21 protein-coding genes are annotated in these 22,577 nt (G+C 67.1%); 11 read left to right on the top strand and 10 right to left on the bottom strand.

Features of this window, described 5'->3' with window-relative positions; genetic code table 11:
* Positions 1–339 precede the first annotated feature (339 nt).
* Positions 340–1,782, bottom strand: a complete 1,443-nt coding sequence (xseA, locus tag TVNIR_RS14570; protein ID WP_043739797.1) for an exodeoxyribonuclease VII large subunit — start codon at positions 1,780–1,782, stop codon at positions 340–342.
* A gap of 350 nt (positions 1,783–2,132) precedes the next feature.
* Between xseA and guaB the strand changes: the two genes are divergently transcribed.
* The 4 genes from guaB to sufU all read left to right on the top strand — a co-directional run bounded on the left by guaB (position 2,133) and on the right by sufU (position 7,156).
* On the top strand, positions 2,133–3,593 hold the full coding sequence (gene guaB, locus TVNIR_RS14565; RefSeq protein WP_015259832.1) for an IMP dehydrogenase: 1,461 nt from the start codon (positions 2,133–2,135) through the stop codon (positions 3,591–3,593).
* A gap of 169 nt (positions 3,594–3,762) precedes the next feature.
* Positions 3,763–5,340 carry a glutamine-hydrolyzing GMP synthase gene (gene guaA / locus TVNIR_RS14560; protein WP_015259831.1) on the top strand — a complete coding sequence of 526 codons (1,578 nt, stop codon included), beginning with the start codon at positions 3,763–3,765 and terminating at the stop codon, positions 5,338–5,340.
* A 119-nt stretch (positions 5,341–5,459) separates the two neighbouring features.
* Complete coding sequence (locus TVNIR_RS14555; protein ID WP_015259829.1) at positions 5,460–6,707, top strand: cysteine desulfurase; 1,248 nt, start codon at positions 5,460–5,462, stop codon at positions 6,705–6,707.
* Positions 6,704–7,156, top strand: a complete 453-nt coding sequence (gene sufU / locus TVNIR_RS14550; RefSeq protein ID WP_015259828.1) for a Fe-S cluster assembly sulfur transfer protein SufU — start codon at positions 6,704–6,706, stop codon at positions 7,154–7,156. The genes TVNIR_RS14555 and sufU overlap by 4 nt, the downstream gene beginning before the upstream one ends.
* 105 nt (positions 7,157–7,261) lie before the next feature.
* On the opposite strand, the gene TVNIR_RS14545 is transcribed toward sufU, so the two are convergent.
* Positions 7,262–7,495 (bottom strand): hypothetical protein, encoded by a 234-nt coding sequence (locus TVNIR_RS14545; protein ID WP_015259827.1) that lies wholly within the window; start codon positions 7,493–7,495, stop codon positions 7,262–7,264.
* Positions 7,496–7,742: 247 nt separating this feature from the next.
* Between TVNIR_RS14545 and TVNIR_RS19270 the strand changes: the two genes are divergently transcribed.
* The gene (locus tag TVNIR_RS19270; protein WP_015259826.1) at positions 7,743–7,907 is read left to right on the top strand and encodes a DUF1328 domain-containing protein; all 165 of its coding nucleotides are present in this window, start codon (positions 7,743–7,745) and stop codon (positions 7,905–7,907) included.
* A 110-nt stretch (positions 7,908–8,017) separates the two neighbouring features.
* Here the strand turns inward: TVNIR_RS19270 and TVNIR_RS14540 are convergent, their stop codons facing one another.
* The 3 genes from TVNIR_RS14540 to TVNIR_RS14530 all read right to left on the bottom strand — a co-directional run bounded on the left by TVNIR_RS14540 (position 8,018) and on the right by TVNIR_RS14530 (position 10,024).
* A complete protein-coding gene (locus tag TVNIR_RS14540) occupies positions 8,018–8,623 on the bottom strand; it encodes a DUF4126 domain-containing protein (protein ID WP_015259825.1) in 606 nt (201 codons plus the stop codon).
* Between the two features lie 128 nt (positions 8,624–8,751).
* Entirely contained in the window at positions 8,752–9,327 is a 576-nt protein-coding gene (locus TVNIR_RS14535) for a carboxymuconolactone decarboxylase family protein (RefSeq protein WP_015259824.1), read from the bottom strand.
* 52 nt (positions 9,328–9,379) lie between these two features.
* Entirely contained in the window at positions 9,380–10,024 is a 645-nt protein-coding gene (locus tag TVNIR_RS14530) for a TetR/AcrR family transcriptional regulator (RefSeq protein ID WP_015259823.1), read from the bottom strand.
* Positions 10,025–10,090: 66 nt separating this feature from the next.
* Here TVNIR_RS14530 and TVNIR_RS14525 point away from each other — a divergent pair, with 66 nt between their 5' ends.
* Positions 10,091–10,831, top strand: a complete 741-nt coding sequence (locus tag TVNIR_RS14525) for a hypothetical protein (protein ID WP_015259822.1) — start codon at positions 10,091–10,093, stop codon at positions 10,829–10,831.
* A gap of 312 nt (positions 10,832–11,143) precedes the next feature.
* Here the strand turns inward: TVNIR_RS14525 and TVNIR_RS14520 are convergent, their stop codons facing one another.
* Positions 11,144–12,211: a DUF7482 domain-containing protein gene (locus tag TVNIR_RS14520; protein ID WP_015259821.1), complete on the bottom strand. Its 1,068-nt coding sequence runs from the start codon at positions 12,209–12,211 to the stop codon at positions 11,144–11,146.
* A gap of 408 nt (positions 12,212–12,619) precedes the next feature.
* On the opposite strand from TVNIR_RS14520, the gene TVNIR_RS20225 reads away from it, so the two are divergent.
* From TVNIR_RS20225 to TVNIR_RS14510, 4 genes are all read left to right on the top strand, one after another.
* On the top strand, positions 12,620–12,757 hold the full coding sequence (locus TVNIR_RS20225) for a hypothetical protein (RefSeq protein ID WP_015259820.1): 138 nt from the start codon (positions 12,620–12,622) through the stop codon (positions 12,755–12,757).
* Positions 12,726–12,974, top strand: a complete 249-nt coding sequence (locus TVNIR_RS21320; RefSeq protein WP_083499476.1) for an NAD(P)-dependent oxidoreductase — start codon at positions 12,726–12,728, stop codon at positions 12,972–12,974. The genes TVNIR_RS20225 and TVNIR_RS21320 overlap by 32 nt, the downstream gene beginning before the upstream one ends.
* A gap of 101 nt (positions 12,975–13,075) precedes the next feature.
* A complete protein-coding gene (locus TVNIR_RS21315; RefSeq protein WP_418081372.1) occupies positions 13,076–13,231 on the top strand; it encodes an SNF2-related protein in 156 nt (51 codons plus the stop codon).
* A gap of 1,027 nt (positions 13,232–14,258) precedes the next feature.
* On the top strand, positions 14,259–15,524 hold the full coding sequence (locus TVNIR_RS14510) for a patatin-like phospholipase family protein (protein WP_015259818.1): 1,266 nt from the start codon (positions 14,259–14,261) through the stop codon (positions 15,522–15,524).
* Between the two features lie 31 nt (positions 15,525–15,555).
* Here the strand turns inward: TVNIR_RS14510 and ilvD are convergent, their stop codons facing one another.
* The 3 genes from ilvD to TVNIR_RS14495 form a co-directional block, all read right to left on the bottom strand.
* Positions 15,556–17,235, bottom strand: coding sequence for a dihydroxy-acid dehydratase (gene ilvD / locus TVNIR_RS14505; protein WP_015259817.1), 1,680 nt, complete (start codon positions 17,233–17,235; stop codon positions 15,556–15,558).
* 172 nt (positions 17,236–17,407) lie between these two features.
* Positions 17,408–17,680: an Rdx family protein gene (locus TVNIR_RS14500; protein ID WP_015259816.1), complete on the bottom strand. Its 273-nt coding sequence runs from the start codon at positions 17,678–17,680 to the stop codon at positions 17,408–17,410.
* 5 nt (positions 17,681–17,685) lie between these two features.
* Positions 17,686–18,708 (bottom strand): class I fructose-bisphosphate aldolase, encoded by a 1,023-nt coding sequence (locus tag TVNIR_RS14495; RefSeq protein ID WP_015259815.1) that lies wholly within the window; start codon positions 18,706–18,708, stop codon positions 17,686–17,688.
* A gap of 525 nt (positions 18,709–19,233) precedes the next feature.
* Between TVNIR_RS14495 and TVNIR_RS14490 the strand changes: the two genes are divergently transcribed.
* Entirely contained in the window at positions 19,234–20,661 is a 1,428-nt protein-coding gene (locus TVNIR_RS14490; protein WP_015259814.1) for an MBL fold metallo-hydrolase, read from the top strand.
* Between the two features lie 253 nt (positions 20,662–20,914).
* Here TVNIR_RS14490 and TVNIR_RS14485 read toward each other — a convergent pair whose 3' ends face one another.
* A complete protein-coding gene (locus tag TVNIR_RS14485; RefSeq protein WP_015259813.1) occupies positions 20,915–22,522 on the bottom strand; it encodes a tetratricopeptide repeat protein in 1,608 nt (535 codons plus the stop codon).
* Between the last annotated feature and the right edge of the window lie 55 nt (positions 22,523–22,577).

Raw genomic sequence — 22,577 nt, 5'->3', positions numbered from 1 at the left:
GGTACCCAGGATCCTCCAGCAGGCGTAGCGCGGAAGAGGCCGAGGGCCGTCATTCGGCATCCGGTGCCGATGTTGCCACAAGCGGCGGGGGCGAACAGCCAAGTGGCGGATGACGTTTCGAGGCTGCGAGAGCGATCTGGAGGTCTTCGAGCGACGGAATCGATGCGCCCTCCCGAGTGGCCGTTCGCGGCTCCAGTGGTTCGCGTTGCGCCAAGCGCCGACTGCCTTGGCGGCCCGAGTGCGACGTTTGTTCGCCCAAGATCTGCTCAGCCTTCCGCCCTGCGCCGCCGTAGGCCGTTCCGGGAGGCACAACAACCCGGGTATCCCCTTCGGAGCAGGTTACGTCCCCGAGCCGGGCTTGCCTGAGCGGCTGCCGGCTGGGTGCACCGCCTCCACGTGCAGGTCGAGTCGACCCGACGCGAGGCGGGCGTGCAGGGAGGCGCCCTGCAGGGACGGCTCGGCCCTGCGTACGACCTGCTGGTCGTGGGTCAGCAGAATGCTGTAACCCCGCTCCAGGACCGCATCCGGATCCAGGGCCCGCAGCCGACCGTGGGCGGCTTCGAGCCGGGTCGTCTCACGCTCCAGCTGGTGCCGAATCTCCCGTGCCAACCGATCGCGGAGACCGTCGAGCCGGGCCTGCTGCGTCTGCAGGAGGCGGCTCGGGCGGGCCTGGAACAGCCGGTGGCGCAGCTGCTCCAGTCGGCCCCGGTGCACCAGGATCCGGTGTGCCGGGTTGTGCACCCGCAACGCGAGGAGCAGCTGTCGCAGCCGTCCCCGCCGGGTGTCGAACACTCGGTGGATCGAGCGTTGCAGGCGCTGCTGCAGTTCGTCGACGCGCTGCAGGTGCTGCTCCACGCGCCGGCCCGGGTGGGCGCGTTGCAGGCGTGCGTCGAGCGACTCCAGCATCCGCCGCCGATCGCGGATGCGATCGGCCAGGGTTCGTTCCAGGCGGGCGGCTGTCTCGGCGAGCTGGCGGTGCAGCACTCTCGCGTCGGGGCTCACGGCCTCTGCCGCTGCGGTCGGAGTCGAGGCGCTCAGGTCGGCTACGTAGTCGGCGATCGTGGCATCGGTCTCGTGCCCGATTCCGGTGACTACCGGGATCGGGCAGTCAGCGATCGCGCGGGCGACGGCTTCCTCGTTGAAGGCCCACAGGTCTTCCAGCGACCCGCCGCCGCGGGCGAGGATCAGCACGTCGACCGCGCCTTCGTGGCCCGCCTGTTCCAGCGCCTGTACCATCTGCGGCGCGGCGCCCGCACCCTGTACCGCGACCGGGTAGAGCCGGAACGGCAGCAACAGGGGGAAGCGCCGCGCCAGGGTGCGTGCGATGTCGTGCTGTACGTCACCCTGCGGCGAGGTGATCACCCCCAGCCGGTGCACCCAGCGGGGCAGCGCGCGCTTGCGTTCGGGTGCGAAAAGCCCCTCGGCGAGGAGGCGTGCCTTCAGCCGCTGGAACTCCAGCAGCAAGCGCCCCTCGCCGGTGCTCTCCAGGCGTTCGACGACCAGCTGGAACTGGCCGCGGGCGGCGTACACGCCCGCACGCCCGAACACCACCACCCGGTCACCGTCGGCGAAGGGTGAGGCATTGCGGGCGTTGCCGCGGAACAATGTGCAGCTGACGCTCGCCTGCGCGTCCTTCAGCGAGAAATACTGGTGTCCGGAAGCGTAGCGACGCAGGTTCGATACCTCACCCTCGACCCAGACCGAGCCTAGTCCGGTGCGCAGCAGGCGGTCTGCCTGCTGGTTCAGCTGGCTCACGGAAAGGACACTGCGTTCAATTGTCATCTGATCTGCAAGGCCTGTATGTCTGAACGGGCGGTCCGGTACCAGGACTCCGGACCCTCGAGGTCCGTTGCAGCACCGAAACAAAGCGTCATCGCGAGGAGCGGAACCTTCAGCTGTAAGCGCTGCGCGGCGGGGCGTGGCGATCCCTGAAGCGTTGATTCCGAGTGTGCCACATGGGTTTCGCTCGTAGAGGAGCGTGCATCAACCCACGTTTCTCCAGGGGTGGAGGCCGGTGGCTGCGCGCGCGGCCCGCCCGGATTCATGAAGTGGTTCCTTTACCACGATCCGTGGCCGATTTTATACTACATGGCTATTTTTACACCCTCGTTCCCAACCTCCAGGAGCCGCCCATGCGACTGAGCGCTGAAGCCCTTACCTTCGACGACGTGCTCCTGTTGCCCGGGCACTCCACGGTGATGCCCCGGGACGTCGACCTCTCGACGCAGCTGACTCGCGACATCCCCCTGAACATGCCGCTGCTGTCGGCGGCGATGGATACCGTGACCGAGGCGCGGCTGGCGATCGCGATGGCGCAGGAGGGCGGCGTCGGAATCGTGCACAAGAACCTCAGCCCCGAGCGTCAGGCCGCCCAGGTATTGCGGGTCAAGAAGTTCGAGGCCGGAGTGATCAGTGATCCGATCACCGTCGGGCCACGCACCAGCATCGGTGAAGTGATGGCGCTGACTCAGGCCCACCACATCTCGGGGGTGCCCGTGGTGGACGGGACCGACCTGGTCGGCATCGTGACCGCGCGCGATCTGCGTTTCGAAACCCGGATGGATGCGCCGGTCTCCGAGATCATGACGCCCAAGGATCGGCTGGTCACGGTTCCCGAGGGCGCGGACCGCGAGCAGATCATGGCGCTGCTGCACCGGCACCGGATCGAGAAGGTGCTGGTCGTCAACGACCGTTTCGAACTGCGCGGCATGATCACCGTGAAGGACATCCAGAAATCGTCCGAGCACCCTACCGCCTGCAAGGACGAGCGGGGCCGTCTGCGGGTCGGGGCCGCGGTGGGCGTCGGTGCGGGCACCGACGAGCGCGTGGCGGCGCTGGTGGCCGCCGGTGTCGACGTCGTCGTGGTCGACACCGCGCACGGCCACTCCCAGGGCGTGCTGGATCGCGTACGCTGGATCAAGCAGCACTACCCGGACGTGCAGGTGATCGGCGGCAATATCGCCACCGGCGAGGCCGCGCGGGACCTGGTCGATGCAGGGGTCGATGCGGTGAAGGTCGGGATTGGCCCGGGGTCGATCTGCACGACCCGGATCGTTGCAGGGGTCGGGGTGCCGCAGATCACTGCGGTGTCGAATGTGGCGGCGGCGCTGGAAGGCACCGGGGTTCCGCTGATCGCAGACGGCGGGGTGCGCTTCTCCGGTGATCTCGCGAAGGCGATTGCGGCTGGTGCGCACAGCGTGATGCTCGGTTCCCTGTTCGCCGGTACCGAGGAAGCGCCGGGCGAAGTCGAATTGTACCAGGGGCGTTCGTACAAGTCGTACCGCGGCATGGGCTCTCTGGGAGCGATGCAGCAGGGGTCGTCCGACCGATACTTCCAGGAGACGACCAGTACCCCCGACAAGTTCGTGCCGGAGGGGATCGAAGGCCGGGTGCCCTACAAGGGCCCGTTGACCGCGATCATTCACCAGTTGACAGGGGGGCTGCGTTCGTCGATGGGCTATGTCGGGGCGCGCACGATCGACGAGATGCGCACGAAGCCGCAGTTCGTGCGCGTGACCGCTGCCGGGATGCACGAGAGCCACGTGCACGACGTTGCGATCACCAAGGAAGCGCCGAACTACCGCCGCGAGTGACGAATGTTCTCCCCTCTCCCGTCTGGCGGGAGAGGGCCGTAGGTGAGGGCGAGTGCACTGGGCCGGTGCCGTGCACTTGCCCTTCCCTAACCCCTCCCGGTTCACGGAGGAGGGTGGTTTCCCCTGGCGCTGCTCGCCGGGGGCCGATTGACCGCCGTTGGATGACAAGATGACCCAGGACGTACATGCGCACCGGATCCTGGTGCTGGACTTCGGTTCGCAGTACACGCAATTGATCGCGCGGCGGGTGCGCGAGGCCGGCGTGTATTCCGAGATCCACCCCTGGGACATGAAACGAGAGGCGATTCGCGCGTTTGCCCCGAGCGGCATCATCCTGTCGGGCGGTCCGGAGTCGGTGCACACCGAGGCCCCGCCCGTTGCCGACCCGCTGGTGTTCGAACTCGGCGTGCCGGTGCTCGGGATCTGCTATGGCATGCAGACGATGGCCGCACAGCTCGGGGGCAAGGTCGAGCCGTCGACTTACCGCGAGTTCGGGTTCGCGCAGGTCCGCGCCCGTGGCCACACCCGGTTGCTGACCGACATCGAGGATCACACCACGCCCGAGGGTTTCGGCTTGCTGGACGTCTGGATGTCGCACGGTGACCGGGTCGCCGAGCTGCCGCCCGGTTTCAAGCTGATGTGCTCGACCGACTCCGCGCCGATCGCCGGCATGGCCGACGAGAAACGTGGCTTCTACGGTCTGCAGTTCCACCCCGAGGTGACGCACACGCGCCAGGGCAAGCGGATTCTGTCGCGGTTCATCCACGAGATCTGTGGCTGCGAGGATCTCTGGACACCGGGCAACATCATCGACGACATGATGGCCCGGGTGCGCGAACAGGTCGGTTCGGACCACGTGATCCTCGGGCTGTCCGGCGGCGTGGATTCCTCGGTGGTCGGTGCGCTGCTGCACAAGGCCATCGGCGACCAGTTGACCTGCGTGTTCGTCGATACCGGCCTGCTGCGCTTGCACGAGGGCGATCAGGTGATGGCCACCTTCGCCCGGCACATGGGCGTGAAGGTGATCCGGGTCGACGCCGAGCAACGTTTCCTGAAGGCGCTGGAAGGGGTGGCCGATCCCGAGCACAAGCGCAAGATCATCGGCGGACATTTCATCGAGGTGTTCGACGAGGAGGCCGGGAAGATCACCGATGCCCGCTGGCTGGCGCAGGGCACGATCTATCCGGACGTGATCGAGTCTGCCGGGTCGAAAACCGGCAAGGCGCAGGTAATCAAGTCCCATCACAACGTCGGCGGGCTGCCCGAGCAGATGAAGATGGGCCTGGTCGAGCCGCTGCGCGAGCTGTTCAAGGACGAGGTGCGCAAGATCGGCGTGGAGCTCGGTCTGCCGACCGAGATGGTCTACCGTCATCCGTTTCCGGGCCCAGGGCTCGGCGTGCGCATCCTCGGCGAAGTGAAGAAGGAATACGCCGACCTGCTGCGCCGGGCCGACGACATCTTCATCGACGAACTGCGCCGGGCGGACCTGTACGACCAGGTGTCACAGGCCTTTGCGGTGTTCCTGCCGGTACGCTCGGTCGGGGTGATGGGCGACGGTCGCCGCTACGACTACGTGGTCGCGCTGCGTGCGGTCGAGACCATCGACTTCATGACCGCTCGCTGGGCGCACCTCCCCTACGAGTTCCTCGACCTCGTCTCCAGGCGTATCATCAACGAGATCGACGGCATCTCGCGTGTCACCTACGATATCTCCGGCAAGCCGCCCGCGACCATCGAGTGGGAATGACTGGGGCGGCCCGGGGCCTGATACCCTATGCTCCGGGGCGAGGCCCTGGATCCTTGGAAGCCCGCCGATCACCGCGGCAAACGGGGCTCGCAAAGCCGCCCGAGCCCGAGGAGGAGTGGATGAACGCAGCCATGCCGCCCCCGATGCCGGAAGCCTGGGACGTGGCCGCTGTGCGCAGGGATTTCCCGATCCTCGAACAACAAGTGCATGGCCACCCGCTGGCCTACCTCGACAACGCCGCCACGACCCAGAAGCCGCAGGCGGTGCTCGACGCGCTGGACCGCTACTATCGCCACGACAATGCGAACGTGCACCGCGGTGTGCACGCGCTGGCCGAGCGTGCCACTGTTGCGTTCGAGGCCGCGCGGGAGTCCGCGCGGCGTTTCCTGAACGCGCGTACCACCCGCGAAATCGTTTTCGTGCGCGGGACCACCGAGGCGATCAACCTGGTCGCTTCCAGCTTCGGCGGTGGGTTCGCTGAAGGTGACGAGGTGATCCTGAGCGCGATGGAACACCATGCGAACATCGTGCCCTGGCAGCTGCTGCGCGAACGGACCGGTATCGTGCTGCGGGTGCTGCCGATCACCGCGGCAGGGGAACTGGACTTGGACGCGCTTCCAGGCCTGTTCAGTCGCCGTACCCGGCTGTTGTCGATGGTCCATGTCTCCAACGCGCTCGGGACGATCAACCCGGTGCGGGAACTTGTCGCCGCGGCGCGGGAGCGGGGCGTGCCGGTGTTGCTCGACGGGGCCCAGGCGGTGCCGCACCTGCGGGTGGACGTGCAGGCGCTGGACTGCGACTTCTACGCATTCTCCGGGCACAAGGCGTTCGGGCCTACCGGCATCGGCGTGCTCTACGGCCGGGAACGTCTGCTCGAGGCGATGCCGCCGTACCAGGGCGGCGGCGAGATGATCCGGACCGTAAGCTTCGAAAAGACCACCTATGCAGGTCTGCCGCACCGCTACGAGGCAGGGACACCGGATATCGCCGGGGCCATCGGCCTGGGACAAGCGATCGAATACCTGGAAGCGCTGGATTGGGACGCCGCAACGGCCTACGAACAGTGGCTGCTGGCGTACGCGACAGAATGCCTGATGCAGGTGCCCGGCCTGCGCATCATTGGGCAGGCGCGGGACAAAGTCGCGGTGATCTCCTTCGTGATGGACGGCGTGCACCCGCACGACATGGGCACGATCCTGGATCGCTGCGGCCTCGCGGTGCGGGCCGGCCACCACTGCGCGATGCCGGTGATGACCTGGTATGGGGTGCCCGCGACCTCCCGGGCCTCGATGGCGTTCTACAACACGCCGGAGGAGATCGACCGGCTCGCGGCGGCGCTGCACTATGCACGGGAGATGTTGGCATGAGCGACCTCGACGATCTCTACCAGGAGTTGATCCTGGACCACAAGCGGCATCCGCGGAATTTCCGCGAGATGCCCGACGCCACCCGCGCAGTGGACGGCCACAACCCGCTCTGCGGCGACCAGTTGCGGCTGTTCGTGAAGCTCGCGGACGGCCGCGTCGAGGACGTCAGTTTCGTCGGCGTCGGCTGCGCGATCTCGATGGCCTCGGCGTCCATGCTGACCGAGGCGGTCAAAGGTCGGACGGTAGACGAGGCCCGTGACCTGTTCGAACACGTGCACGAACTGCTGACCGGCGACCATGCGCCGGTCGATCCCGCGGAACTGGGCAGCCTCGGCGCGCTGGCCGGCGTGCACGAATACCCGATGCGGGTCAAGTGCGCGACGCTTTCCTGGCACACGCTGAACACCGCGCTGACGGGCGACGAGGATTCGGTGACCACCGAGCAATAACCTGCGGGCCGGATCCCGGCACGGTTCGGTGAGCGCGGGAGAGTGACGGGACGGCCCGGTCGTGGCTGGCCCCCGTCGGGCGTGGCGACCGGCGGGGTTGCCGGGTCAAAGCCCGATCAGTTCCGCGTGCACTCCAGTGCCGACCACCGTGTCGAGGATCTCCTGGCCGCTGACCCGCTCCGGATCGTACTCGACCAGCAGTAAGTGGGGCTTGTCGTCGTGGCTGGAGGCGGCCATCACGCCGTTCAGGTCGCGCAGCCTGTCCTGGATGCCCTCGCGCGCCTCGGCGCCGATGGTCTCGTCGATATGGACGGTCACGTCCACCATGTGCTCGCTCATCGCAGCCTCCTCGGCAGTTGTACCCTGATAAACCGGGACCGCCCCGCGAGAAGCGGCGGCGTCCCTGATCATTCCGACCAGCCCGGTCGGTCACTGTTCACGCCGGACGATCGCCCGACCCGTATCCCAACGAGCTTCGCGGTTCCGTCGGCATGCGGTCGCTCCCGGATGAGGGCGCCCGCGGGGATCCGGGCAGCCCCGGGCCGGGCCTGCTACGGTTCATGATCAGCCACCATCGGAGACCCGCATGTTTTCCTGGGCCCTGATCTTCCTGATCGTCGCGATCATTGCCGGTGTACTGGGGCTTGGCGGGATCGCCGGAACCGCGACTAACATCGCCTGGATCCTGTTCATCGTGGGCCTGGTGCTGGTAGTGGTGTCGCTGATCAGCGGAAGGGGGCCTCGCCTCTGACCCGCTGGTGCTCTGTGTACCTCGGCGCATTTCATGCTGCACGTTGAGCGCCCGCCCGTGGGTCAGACGGCTGCGCGATCCCGCCGCGGCCCGTTCACCGCTCCGTGTGTTCATCGCCCTGCGTGCATGGCCTTGCGCGCCCGGCGCCGGCGTAGCACCCGGACCAGCCGAACCGCCAGCCAGACCAGGGCCGCGATCACCAGCACGCCGAAGACCACCGGGATCAGCAGCGCCAGCATGATCGCGATCAGGCTGCCGCCGGTCTCCGACGTTGCGATCAGGGGATTGCCGAGGCCGCCGGTGGATGCCGTGGATGCGCTGCGCGCCGCGACGGTCGTGCCCTGCACGATGCCTGCGGCCCCGCCGCCGAGCAGTGCAGCCGAGCCCCATTGCAGCAAGTTGTTCATCTCGGGCAGCAGGGATGCCACGATGACCGTGCCGCCGCCGATCGCGGCCGGGGTGGCCAGGGTGTCGAGCAGGTTGTCGGCCAGCGGGATGTAATACCCGCCGATCTCCAGCAATGCCGCGATCCCGGCCACCAGCAGCACCGGGTCGGAGGCCAGCCACGCGAACGGCTCGCCGAGTTCCAGCACCCCGAAGCGCGAGGCCAGGCCCAGTGCCAGCACGGGCAGGAATACCCGCAGGCCGGCCGCAGCGCTCAGGCTGATCCCCGCCAGCAGCGCGGAAAGGGTGCCCAGGTCACCGATGCCGTCCATCCGGGCATTCTACCCGGTGCCGCGCTCCAGCCCAGCTGTGCCTGCCTGCCGGCCGACCGGTGCATGCACTGTGACCGGGGTTGGACAAGTGGGCCGCGGTCGGGCGGTAGTGGATCGAACGGAGGCGGTCAGGTCCGCCTGGCCGCCACTCCCGGCGCGGCCCAACGCTCGTGCTCGAAGGCCGTGTCGACCGGGGTGCCGGCGATGTGGTTGGTGTAGTTGGAGAGCGTCTTGAGACCGATCCCCAGGATCACGTCCAGTACCTGCTGCTCGCCGAACCCGGCGTGGCGGAATGCCGCCAGATCGGCCGCATCGACCCAGCCGCGTCCTTCCAGCATCGCGTGTACGAACCGCCGCAACGCTTCCAGCCGCGGATCCCGCAGCGGCCGATCCTCGCGCAGGGCGTCGACTTCCGCGTCCGGCAGGCCGGTCATGCGGCCGGTCATGCTGTGCGCCGCCATGCAGTAGTCGCAGCCGTGAAAGCGGCTCACCGTCAACAGGACGACGCCGCGCTGCTGCGCAGACAGCGAACATCCCTCGAACAGGCCGGTCAGATCCAGGTACGCCTGCGCGAGGGCGGGCGAGGTTGCCATCTTGCGCGTGAGATTCGGGACCATGCCGAAGATAGCCTCGGCGCGGTCGAATGCGGCGGCGGCATCGGGGGCACTGTCGCGGTTGTGCAGCGGGAAATCGGCGTGGTTCATCACGTTTCTCCTTGGCTTGGGATGACGATCAGGGTGAAGCCGTCTGGCAGGCTCAGTCGTGTGGCGGTTGTCGAAGCCCGCATTCGGCACCGGGTACCCCGAGCAGCACATGCAGCGCCGGGCCCAGGCGCAGGATGGTGGCGGGATCCTGGTCTACCTTGGCCATCACCAGGATGCCCTCCATCAGCGTCAGCCAGTGCTCGGCCAGGGTGCGCGTGTCGGTGTGTGCCGGAAGTTCGGCGCGTTCGACGGCGGTCTGCAACGAACGCTGGAAGTACCCGGCAATACGATCCAGGTGCTGCTTGATCGCCTGCCGCAGCCCGGAGCTGTAGGTGCCCGTCTCGACGATCAGGTTGCCGAACGGGCAGCCGGGAAGATGGCCGGTCTCGCGGTGCACCGCCGCCTGAAAGGCGTGCACCGCACGGACGAAGGCGTCGATCTGTGCCCTGATCGGCTCCGGCGTGGCCAGGCTCGGTACCAGAACGTCGCGCTCGAAATCGCGCATCAGGTCGTCGAGCATGGCCAGTACCAGCGTTTCCTTACTGCGGAAGAAGTGGTACAGGCTGCCCTTGTGGACTCCGGCCTGTTCGCAGATCTCCGCGGTGCCCACATGCTCGAAGCTGCGGGTGAAGATCAGTTCGCGCGCTGCATGGAGCAGGGCGGACCGGGTGTCCGGGCGGGCTTCTTGAGTGTCCATGGGCTGGAAGTCTAGTTGACCAGTCAGTAAAATCCAAGCGACGAGCAGTAGCGAAAGGAGACCGCGATGGCGATGCAGCCCGTGCCTGGCCCGGTAGCCGTGCCCGCCCGCTATGCCGAGCACTGGAATGACGACTTCGGGGTGCGCGGCTGGAAACTTGACGTGCCCGGTACCGGACCCGACGTGATTGCCGGGACACCGTACACTGGAGAACGCATCCCGACCTCGGTCTTCGTCCACGATCTCGTGGACCATCATCTGTGCGGATTCCGGCTCTCCGGCTATCTGGATGAAGCCGGCGCGCTGGTTCAGCTCGCGCAGCGCACCGGGTCCGACCCGGTGGCGGATTTCCAGCAGATCATTGACGAGGATCTGCTGCCGGGGGCCGTGATGGGAGTGGACTGGACCGCGCTTCTGCCGGCTTCTGTGGCAGCGGGGATCGGCCCCGGAAATGATCCGAGGGACGCGCTACAGACCCTGCGCCGGGAACTCGGCGATGGCGTCCTGCGTGCTCTGTTCACGGCCGGGTTTGTCCACCAGGGCTGGCTGCGCCGGGATGCTGCGAGGGCTGCATGGACCGCGCAGGGGCTGGACTACGCAGCGCGTCCATATATCGCGCTCGCGCTGCAGGAGCTCTTCGAGTGGATGGATGCGCAGGTACAGACCCGTGCCTGGTCGCACGCCCGAGGCGACTTCGCCATTGGCAACGATGCCGTCGGGTTCCTCTTCAGGGAGCCGGCAGGTGAACGTCACACGGTCGCGGTCGCGCCGCCCCCGGATCAAGATTCAAATGAAACGCAGAGCTGACGTGCAGGAACCCGACATGCACCTCTCGCCGGCCCGTCTGCCGACGAGCGCAGCGTCATTCGCCGTTCGTTGTTCGCGACGCCCCATAATCCGCGGCAATCCCGGCGTGGGACCGGCGGAGGACACCCTTCGGCCTCTTCCGCGGCGTTCATGGTCTCGGGTGGCGGCCCGCGTGATGACAGTTGGCGCATCATCGCGGGGAGCAGTCGTCAGCAACGCGGATAGTCTGGCGGGGCGTCGCGAACCGCCTAACGACCCTTGCCCGAACCTCTCCCGCGAGCAGGAGAGGGGGCCGATTGCGTGAGTCGGGATTTACCCGGACATCACCGGCACCGGGCAGTTGACCACGAACCCCTGCGGGTGTGAGTTCGGTGTGCCGTTGTACTGGACCAGGCGCTCGGCGGCGACGAGCTCCCGGACCTCGGCGGCATTTTCCAGCACGCGCGCCTCGTCCGGATCCTCCCAGCGCAGCGCGAAGTGGTCCCAGAACGGGCTCCAGGCCGCATGCCCCGCCGGGTTCCCGAAGATGGCCGACTGGAAGCCCATCACGCCCGCACCCTCGATACCGTTGACGAAGACCCAGACCTTGTCGGTGGCATGCACCGACGGCAGGTCGGCCGTCGCGGGCGATGCCGGAATGCTCATCATCGGTGCCATCGGCGCGGCGGAGGTGTCCGTCAGGATGTACCAGCTTCCGGGGAAGGCCTCGTGCAGCTTGAACGTGACCTGCCGATTCTCCAGGTCGGGCGCGTCGAGCAACTGCCCGGTGCCGAGGTAGCTGTCGCGCTCGGTGTCGACCGCGAGGTGCTCGTCGCCCCACTGCACCAGCGGGAAGTTCACGCGCACGCGCGTCTCTTCGACGGTCAGCCTGCCGGTGGCGACGGCCTCCTCGATCTCGCCCTCGGCGGTCAGGATGCGGCCGCCGGCATTGCCGCTCACCCGGTGGATGCGGAACAGCGGGGTGTACCCGTCCGAGCCGGGAACATGCTGCAGCACCGGCGGCTGCCCATTCTCGAACACGTACAGGCGATTCTGCAGCTCCGGTCGGTCGACCAGGCCCAGCAGCGGAACGAACACCAGCCCGTGACGTTCCGCGTAGTCGGCGTCCGAGGCGTCGGTACGGATGTAGTGCACGATGCCGCCATCGTGAAACCCCTGGTGCAGGCGGAAGGTGACGAAGCCGAAGGCACCGGGCCAGTCGCCGGGCTTCAGGCGGAAATCGATCACGTCCTTCACGATCGCCCGCCCCTCGCCGGTTGCGGCACCCGCGACACGGGGCGTACCGGCCAGCGCGCCCAGCCCGAGGCCGGAAGCCAGCGCCAGGCCCGAGGTGCCCGCGCCCAGGGTCAGGAAACGGCGGCGGTTGATGGCGATGGTCATTGCGTCGTCCTCCAGATTCGTGGGTCGTACCCTGAAGCCTAGGCCCGCTCGCACGAATCCTGAATTCGGGGAAATACCTAACCCGTGCCGCCGCTACGCTCGGGATGGATTCCGGTCCGTAGTGCAGGCAATCGGGTTCCCGCCCCATCCCGGGTTCTGCCGAGTGCCGGTGGTTGGCTGCACGGATCCGGGCAGAGGAGTGAAGCGGGAGTGCCAGACAACGCACCGTTCTCGTTGACGAGCCCGCAGATGAAAGGTTCCGCCCCGTAGCCCGGAAAGGGTGGCCGGCGCACCGGCACCGGCCATGGCTGGCCCTTGTGTCCAACGCCGGGCGTGCGCTGGTCGGGCCGTATGGAACCGCCGCATGACCCACTAGGGATCGGTGGCCCACACTTGCAGGGAGGTGCCATGACCATCACGAGCAAGCAGTCCGGCACGAACGCCGGGTGGCGGATGACGCTGCGCTCTTCCGGCCTCCCGGCCGCCCACGGCGGTTTCGACAAGGAGGCCGCATATGAAACTGATCGTTTTCGGGGCCACGGGTAGCATTGGCCGCCATCTTGTCAGACAGGCCCTTTACCAGGGGTACTCCGTCACGGCGTTTATACGTGACCCGACGAAAGTGGACGTCAGGCATCCCGCGCTGCCGACAGTGCGAGGCGACGTATTGGACCCAGCATCGATGGAAAGGGTGATGCCCCGTCACGATGCCGTGTACTGTACGCTCGGAGGCGGTCCTCGTGGAGGTGTGCGCGCAAAGTGAACGGAGAGCATCGTTCGTGCAATGGAGCGGGTCGGCGTCGCTCGGCTGATCTTGCCGGTCGACGCTCGGGGTCGGGGACAGCAGAGGCAACCTGAACTTCGCTGCGGCAGCGGCTTGGTCCTGGCGGCATCCTGGTCGATGATATGGGCCTCGGCAAGACGCTGCAGGTGCTCGCGCACCTGATGCCCGAGCGCGCCGCGGGCCGTTCAAGGGCTCCGGCTCTGGTGATCGCCCCCACCCGCGTACTCGGAAACTGATTCGCCCAGGCACGATGTTTCTGCCCCGAGTTGCGGGTTCTGCTGGACCGACAAGAGCGCTGGGCCGTGGTGGACCGCAGCGACCTTAAGGAGCTCAGTCCGCCGCTCCTGCGCGCCTGCCTGAACCGGCAGCCGTAGGAGGGTCGCCCGGCCGATCGTCCGGAGCGGTGCGGGCAGCAAGCGGCCTGCGGTCATGTGCGTGTATCCCGTGACGGCGGGCCGCACACCCGGAATATCGGGCAAGGCGGTTAGCCTTCGAGGCCGGATCTCTTCCCAGTACAGTTGCTTGCGAGGCGGGTGGTCGGTGCCCCCCGTGCGCGGAAGAGGCGTGCATCGTCCTAGCCAGAAAAAAAACTGCCCTCCTGATTCGATGCGATGCCCTACACTCGATAGGGTGTCGGTTCGTGCGTGACGTGCGTTGCCACAGCTTCCGGCCCGCGCAGATCGAGGGCGCAACAACCGTGTGGTGCATCAAGACTGTACTTGCCGCGCTCCGTGAGGCGACGTGTTCGACAACGCACGCGCTGACTGAGCCCGAGATCGTGAGGTACGGAGCGACGAGGCGACCCACGCAAGCATTGATGGCGCATGCTCCGGAGCGTTTGCTTCGCTCACCCGTCGGGCCAGCTTTCGGAATCGTTGCGTTCGCGGGTCGGTTCACGATCCGGCGAGGCACCGCGGCGGACGCGTGTTCCCGGTTACACGACAACGTTTGTCAGAGCGCGGCGCAATCGAAGCAGGACGGCGCCTCTGGCCACTCTGCGGTTTGGCTTCCGGCCGGTTTGGGTGCGGGAAAAAAGGTTGCCTGGCTGGCGTGCCTGGAGGCGGTGCGGGCTTGGCAACAGCAGGAAGTGAGGAGGAGAAGAACACAGCCACCGGGGGTCACCCTGCAACTGCGACTCATATGATAATGGTTATCATATGCATGTCAACATCCGTTCCCGGACACGATGACGGTCACCTCGCGCGCGCCAGCGCGGCCTCTTGCGACCGCCAGAAACCGCCCAGTTCAGGAGGAGAACCGACGATGCGTTTCGATCATTCGTTGCTCGTGTGCGCCTCGCTGTGTGCGACGGCGATCCACCTTGCAGGCTGTGCCAGCCCAGCGCGCACGATCACGGCAGACGCCTTCGAGGAACGCGTTGCCGCACACGAGGCTCAAGCGCTGGCACAGCGTGACCGGATCGCGGCCCGCCTGCTGCAGCGTCTGGAAACCCGCCATGCCGAGCAACAGGCGCTCGGGCGGGAGGATCAGCCGTTTACTTACGAAATCCTGATGCTCTCCAGCGGTGGTCAGTATGGGGCGTTCGGGGTCGGAGTGCTGCAGGGCTGGTCGCAGGTGACTGACGCATCGGTCCGAAGGCCGGAGTTCGATCTGGTGACCGGTGTCAGTACCGGCGCGCTGATCGCTCCCTTCGGCCTGCTCGGTACCGACGACTCGATTCGACGGATCGGCCAGCTCTACCACGAGGCGAGCGACCGCCTGGCACTGCTGCGCGGGCTGCTCTTCTTCCTGCCCTGGCAGCCATCGTTCTTCGACAACCGGCCGCTGGCCGAGCGGATCGCGGTGGAAGTGGATAGGGACACCATTCGCGGTATTGCCGAAGCACACGCGGAGCATCGCAAGCTGTTGCTGGGTTCCACGGATCTCGACCTGGGACGTTTCCGGATCTGGGATCTGGGTCCGCAAGCGGTCCGCGCGCTGGAAACCGACGATGCCGGGAAATTGCACCGGATTCTGCTCTCCTCGGCGTCGATTCCGGCGGCCTTTCCTCCAGTCGCAATCGAGGGTGCGTTGTACGCCGACGGCGCCGCGGCGCAGGCCGCCTTCGTCGGTCTGGATCGAAAGGAGATCGTCCAGGTGTTCCGGGAATTCGCCGCGCGGAATCCGGGTACGCCGATGCCGAGACTGCGCTTCTGGGTGATCGTGAACGGCTACCTGGACACCAGCCCGGAATTGACCCAGGCGGCATGGGTACCGGTGGTCCGGCGGAGCGTTGCGGTGCTCACCAGCTATTCCATGCGTGTCACGCTTCGCCATATGCAGTTCGGTGCCGAACTGCTGGCGCAGGATCTGAACACCGATGTCGACTTCCGGTACATCGCGGTTCCGCACGACCTCGAACTTCCCGAGAGCCGGCACCGGCTGTTCGACCAGGAGCTCATGCACCGGTTGGCAGCTGAGGGGTTTCGGCTCGGGCTTGATCCTTCATCCTGGCGATCGGAGGCGCTTGCTCCAGAGCTCCCCGGGAGCGCGCTGCAGATGGAGCCGATCCGGTTCGGCGCCCCGTGATACCTGCGTGCCGAGGGTTTCGCGAATGCGCTCATGCTGGCCCGTCTGTAACGGCCCCGCGGGCCGCCGAGCCGACCTGCCGGGCGTATTTCGCCAGCACCCCCCGCTCCGGCAGCGGGCGCGGTGTCCACCGTGCGCGTCGCCGCTCCAGCTCCGCCTCGGACACATTGAGCTCGAGCCGGCGTGCGCGGGCGTCGATAATGACGGTATCTCCCTCCTGCACCAGCGCGATGGGACCGCCCACGGCGGCCTCCGGAGCCACGTGGCCCACCACCATGCCATAGGTGCCGCCGGAGAAACGCCCGTCGGTCACCAGGCCCACGCTGTCGCCGAGGCCCGCACCGATGATGGCCGAGGTGGGGGCAAGCATCTCGCGCATGCCCGGCCCGCCCTTCGGACCCTCGTAGCGGATCACCAGCACGTCGCCGGCATGGATGCGTCCACCGAGGATGGCCTCCAGACACGCCTCCTCGGAATCGAACACGCGCGCCGGTCCGGTGACCTCCAGGTTGCGCACACCGCTGATCTTGGCCACCGCCCCATCCGGGGCCAGGTTGCCCCTGAGGACGGCCAGGTGGCCGCTCGCGTAGACCGGGTCGTCCCAGGGACGGATCACCGACTGGCCTGCAGGCGGCTTGGCCGGAATCCCGTCCAGGGTTTGGGCCAGGGTGCGACCCGTGACGGTGAGGCAGTCGCCGTTCAGGAGGCCGCGTTCGAGGAGCATGCGCATCACCTGTGGCACGCCCCCGGCCTGGTGGAACTCGGTGGTCACATAGCGCCCGGAGGGCTTGAGGTCGCACAGCACCGGCACCCGGGTGCGGATGTCCTCGAAATCATCCAGCGACAGGGGCACCTCCGCCGCATGGGCGATGGCCAGCAGATGCAGGACGGCATTGGTGGAGCCGCCGAGCGCCATGACCACGGCGATGGCGTTCTCGAAGGCCTCGCGGGTCAGCATTCGCCGGGGCAGTCGCTGGTGACGGATGGCCTCCACCAGCACGTCGGCGGAGCGTGCGGCACTGTCGGCCTTTTCGGCATCCTCTGCCGCCATCGTGGAGGAGTACGGCAGGCTCATGCCCATGGCCTCGAAGGCGCTGGACATGGTGTTGGCGGTGTACATGCCGCCGCAGGAACCGGCACCGGGGCAGGCGTTGCGCTCGATGCCGTAGAGGTCCTCGTCGCTGAGGCGCCCGGCGGCGTGACGGCCGACAGCCTCGAAGGCGGACACGATGGTGAGATCCTCGCCCTTGTAGTGCCCGGGCTTGATGGTGCCGCCATAGACGAACACTGCCGGGATGTTCATGCGCGCGATGGCGATCATGGCGCCCGGCATGTTCTTGTCGCAGCCGCCGAACGCGAGCACGCCGTCCATGGACTGCCCCATGCACACCGTCTCGATGGCGTCGGCGATCACCTCCCGCGAGACCAGCGAGTACTTCATGCCGGACGTGCCCATGGAGATGCCGTCGGAGATGGTGATGGTGCCGAACAGTTGCGGCATGGCACCCGCCGCGCGCAGTGCCGCCTCGGCGCGCCCGGCGAGCGCGCCGAGGCCCATGTTGCAGGGGGTGATGGTGCTGTGGGCGCTGGCCACGCCGACGATGGGCTTGGTGAAATCGCCGTTGCCGAATCCCACGGCGCGCAGCATGGCGCGGTTGGGGCTACGCTGCACACCCTCGGTGACGACCCGGCTTCTGCGGTTGTCAGACATCGCGTGACTCCTCTTGAGAAACAAACTGCCAGGACAACGTGAAATCAGTGGGTTACCAGAGTGCCGATGGTGCCCCACTGCAGTCCCGGTTTCTCCGCGAACGCCTGCCCCGGTATGGACCCGGGGGTGGGATGCTGAAAAGGACCGCGCCAGTGGCGATCTCCGACGGTGGTCACCTGTCGCTGTGGCCCAGCGACCGCCCAGGGTCGATGTGGTCGCGCAGGCGTTGTTTGAGTTCCTTGGCGTCGGGTTGTCGGCCGTCGGACTTGCGCGACCACAGGGTCGTGCCGTCGCAGCGGACCTCGAAGACGCCGCCGGTGGACGGGACAAGCGCGACCTCGCCGAGGTCCTCGCCGAAGGTGAACAGCAGTTCCTGGGCCAGCCAGCCGGCGCGCGGCGTGAAACGGCATGCCGTACAGAACTCGATCTCGACGCGCGGTTTCATGGGGTTCAGGCCGCCTCCTCCAGCGACTCGTCGTACCGCCCGAGCGCGGCGAGGCTGTTGCACTTCTCGCGATGCAGCAGCGCCGCCTGTGCGGCCTCGACATTCTCCGGGCGCCCGGCCCACGCCTTGAGGCACGGCTCCTGCAGGGCGCGGCCATAGGAGAAGCTGAGCGGCCAGGGCAGGTCGGGATATTTCCTGTTCATGGCGTCGAGGTGCACGGTGGCATTCCGCGCGCTCTGTCCGCCCGAGAGAAACACGATGCCGGCCAGCGCCGCGGGCACGCAGTTCTTCAGGCAGCGCACGGTCAGGTCGGCGACCCGCTCGACGCCGGCCTGGTCCGGGCATTGCCTGCCCGGCACGACCATGTTGACCTTGAGAATCGTGTGCTCGGTGACGACGCGTTGTCGGTACAGTTCGCGGAAAACGCTTCGCAGCGTCCTTTCCGTCACCTCGTAGCAGCGCTCGATCGTGTTGTCGCCGTCCATGAGGGTCTCGGGTTCCACGATGGGCACCAGTCCGGCCTCCTGACACAGGGCCGCGTAGCGGCCCAGTGCATGGGCGTTGGCCTCGATGCAGCCCGACGAGGGAATGCCCTCGCCGATGGTGATCACCGCGCGCCACTTGGCGAACTTCGCGCCCCGCTGCGCGTATTCGGCCAGACGCTCGCGCAGCCCGTCCAGGCCTTCGGTGACCTTCTCGCCGGGATGCCCGGCCAGATCCTTTGCGCCGAAATCCACCTTGATGCCGGGCAGGATGCCCTGATCGGCAAGGGCCTGAACGAACGGCACACCGTCACGGGTCTGCTGACGGATGGTCTCGTCAAAGAGGATCATGCCGCTGATGTACTCGCCGCCGCCCGGGGCCGTGATCAGGAGTTCCCGGTAGGCGCGGCGGTTTTCCTCGGTGGACTCGACATGGATGCTGTCGAGGCGCTTCTTGATGGTGCCCAGGCTCTCGTCGATTGCGAGGATGCCTTTGCCCGGGGCGACCGTGGCCTGCGCAATGGATGCAAGATCATTTCCGCTCATGAGCCACCTCCCGCGGTTGAGGTCCGCAGCTTCCGGCCGATCGCGATGTGTGATGACCTGCAGGCGGTTCGCCGTCAGCGTCCCCTGAGTGTATTGGCCTGTGCCGGGGATCGCCAGTCATCCGGAACACTTTGAACCATGAAGCGCGTGAAGTACTTCGACAGCAGTCTTCTCCCGCAAAAAGCGCGAAACCCGCCAAGGAAAGCTCCAGCCGGCCGCCCCAGCCGTGGTCCAGCCGTGGTCCAGCCGGGTCGGACCAAGACAACCCACTGATCCTTCGCACAATCGTCCTGAAAAACATCCCGAACAAGTCCTTGAGGGGCATTCTCGGCATCGAGAACGAGTTCCTGAGCGGTCCCGGCCTCAAGCGCTGGCGGGTTGACCTCCAGTGCCGGCTGCTGGGTTCGTGGGAACATGGAAATAGTAAAAGGCTATCGAATTTATACAGGCGGAACGTTACATCTAAGATTCGACCCAACGGATAACGAGTTAGGTAAACCCCCTGCAAAGATAGTGAGGTGCACGATGATCTTTGAACGCTTCGTCGATCCTGGCCTTTCGCAGCATTCCTTCGTGGTCGGCTGCCAGGGCATTGGGGAGATCGCCGTTATCGACCCGCAGCGCGACGTCGATGTCTACCTGGATTATGCCCGTGACAACGGCTATCGCATCAGGTACGTGATGGACACCCACATCCATGCCGATTTCGCTTCCGGGGCCCGCGAGCTGGCGGACAAGACCGGGGCGCGGCTGATGCTGTCCGGTCATGACGCGGGGGAACATTTCCAGGTGCAGTTCCCGCACGATGACATCCACGACGGCGATCGGATCGAGATCGGCAACGTACGCATCAAGGTGCGGCACACCCCCGGCCACACACCGGAACATCTTATGTTCGTGGTCTATGACGGAGCACGCTCGGAAACCGACCCGGTGGCTCTCGTCACCGGTGACTTCCTGTTCGTCGGCTCGCTCGGCCGGCCTGATCTGCTGGGTGAGGAGGCCAAGCGCGACCTGGCGCGGAAAATGTTTCGCAGCGTGCGTGAGAAGCTGGCGGACCTGCCCGACGGCGTAGAGGTCCACCCTGGGCACGGGGCCGGTTCCGCCTGCGGCGCCGGCATGTCCGGACGCCCAGTCTCCACGCTCGGGTACGAGCGCCGAACCAATCCTTACCTGGATCCGGCGCTGAGTGAGGAGGCCTTCGTCGAGAGGTTGCTGCACGGGCTGCCGGAGATTCCGGACTTTTACCCGCGCAACAAGGGCATCAACACCGAGGGCCCGAGGGACGTGATCCCGCTGCCCGGCATGGTGCCACTGGACCCGCTGGACGTGGCCCGACGCGTGCGGGCGGACGAGATCACCGTGATCGACCTGCGCGATCCGCTGGCCTTCGGCGGGGGCCACGTCCCTGGCGCGCTGGGCATCGGCATTCGCGGGCCCTTCGCCAACTGGGCCGGTTGGGTCACGCCGGACGACAAGCCGGTGATCCTCGTGGACGACACCGGAGATCCGGAACTGATCGAGGAGGCGGTACGTGGCATGGTCCGCACCGGCCGCGACTACATCGATGGCTACCTGCACGGCGGGATGGCCGCCTGGGCCGAGGCCGGCCTTCCGCTGGCTACCCTGAGGCAAGTCGACGCCTATCAGGCCCGCGAGTCCGTGCAACGCGGCGACGCGAAACTGGTTGACGTGCGCACTCCGGCGGAATACGCCGAGGATCGCCATGACGGGGCCATCCATCGCTCCGTCTCCGAGACTCGCGAAGGCGTGCCCGGGGTTCGGATGGAAGACCCGGTCGCCGTCATCTGCGGCACAGGCTATCGCTCTACCGTGGCGGCCTCGATCCTCAAGCGGCTGGGCCACCAGCGGGTGACCAACGTGGTCGGCGGCATGGCGGCATGGAACGCCGCCGGCAGCGAGGCTGCGGGTCTCTGGCCTGATGCAGCCTGACCGGCTTGCCCGACACGCCGCGCGGCGTTGCCAGGCCATCTTGGGAGACCCGCCCGATGGGACGACGGGCCCCGTGGGGGCCCGCTTTTTCTGTCCGGGGCTTGCCACCTAATCGTCCATGGACGGCTGGCTTCGACCAGCCGCTGATGCACGACTGAGTTCGCCCCGGAGGCTGCGGCCGCCGTGACTCGTCCGTGAGTCGCAGGCGACCCGATCCGTCGGGCATCCCGGCGATCGACCCCGGAAACCCGGCTCAGTGGCGTTGCGCCAGCGTCCGGGCGCGGTCGATGGTGTCGCGCTCGGCGTTGGGTGCGACCTCCAGCAGCCGCGCGGCCCAGCTCGTTGCCGCTGCCGCATCTCCCGCCGCGTCGGCGGCGCGAATGGCACCAAGCAGCGTGTTGTAACGGCCCGGCCACATCTGATCGGAGCGCTTGAAGGCAGCCAGGGCCTCGTCGGGCCGATCCAGTGCGAGCAGCACTTCGCCGAGCGCCTCGTAAGGTGGCAACAGTGCGCCGGGGCTCACTGGGTGCTTTTCGACCGAGGACTCGAGCTCGCCGGCCGTACGCATCAATTCGACGGCGCGCTCGTGGTCGCCTTCGGCATGCGCGATGAATCCGGCCAGGATGTGCCGATCGGCCTCGATGTAGACCTGGAAGCGGTCGTCGGGGGCTGATGCGGCCCCATCGGCCAGACTCGCGAGGCGTTGTTCGGCCTCGCGGGCGGCTTCCAGGTCACCGGTATGGACTGCGCCCAGACCACGGCCATACCAGCTCAGGCCCTCGGCCCAATGGAAGTTCTCCCAGGCGATGTAGTCGGGCACGCGTGGCTCGATCGCGGCCGCGGCGTCCCAGTCACGCTGTTCTACCGCCAGTCGCGCCGGCATCGCGGCCAGGTGGAACGCGCCGGGAAACGAGCCCTGGTGGCGACCCTCGTCGAAGGCAGCCTGGTGAATGTTTTCGGCGGTCGAGTCCTCGCCGCGTTGCAGGTGACCGTACACGAGGTAGTCGATGGCATGGATGTAGTGGAACGAGATCGCGCCGTTGACCTTGTGTTCCCGAGCGACTTCGGCCGAACGTGCGTTCCAGTCGATGACCTGCGGCCAGTCGCCGAGGCGCACGTAGATGTGCGAAGGCATGTGCAGTGCGTGCGGCACGTTCGGCGCGATCTTGCCATAGGACTCGACCATCTCGAGCGCGTTCTCGGCACGCCCGTCGGCGTCGGTGGCATGAATCGCATAGTGGATGGCGCCGGGGTGGGTCGACTCTTCGTCCCAAACGCGCTTGAGGATCGCCTCGGCCTCGTCGTGCAGCGCATCACGGTCATCGGCCCGCGTGGCCTCTGTCAGCAGCGACAACGCGTAGAGCGCGGCGATGTCGTGATCGTTGGGGTAGGCCTGGTACGCGGCTGCCATGCCGTCGGTCCAGCCCGACAGGCGATCCCATTGCCGGTCGGTGTCCGGCTCGAAGAAGGCGGCGGTGGCCTCGATCAGCGCCTGTTCGCGCTCCTCGTTGACGGTGGCGCGCGCCTGCTCGATCGCGTCGCGGCCACGGGCAATCTCGGCATCGCTTGGCGTCGTGGCCCACAGCGGCTGGAACAATGTGGTCGCGACGCCCCAGTGGGCCATCGCGCAGTCGGGGTGGGCCTCGGCGATCGCGGCGAATTCGCCGCGGGCCTGCACATACATCATGTGATGCATCAGCCCCAGGGCACGATCGAACGCCTGCTGCGCCTCGTCGACGCAAGCCGCGCCGAACGCGACTGTGCCGATCTGCTGCTTGGCACCGACCGGTGCGTCGTCGTGCTGGGCTGCAGCCCCGGTTGCGAGCATCGCGGTCAGCAGGATCAGGGGGATTCTGGTCATGGTCAGCCTCCGTTCCGTGTTGGTATGCACATGGCGACGGGTGCGCCCGCGACGG

This window comes from Thioalkalivibrio nitratireducens DSM 14787 (assembly GCF_000321415.2).
In the GTDB taxonomy this organism is placed as follows: domain Bacteria; phylum Pseudomonadota; class Gammaproteobacteria; order Ectothiorhodospirales; family Ectothiorhodospiraceae; genus Thioalkalivibrio; species Thioalkalivibrio nitratireducens.
This window is presented reverse-complemented; position numbering and strand designations above follow the sequence as displayed.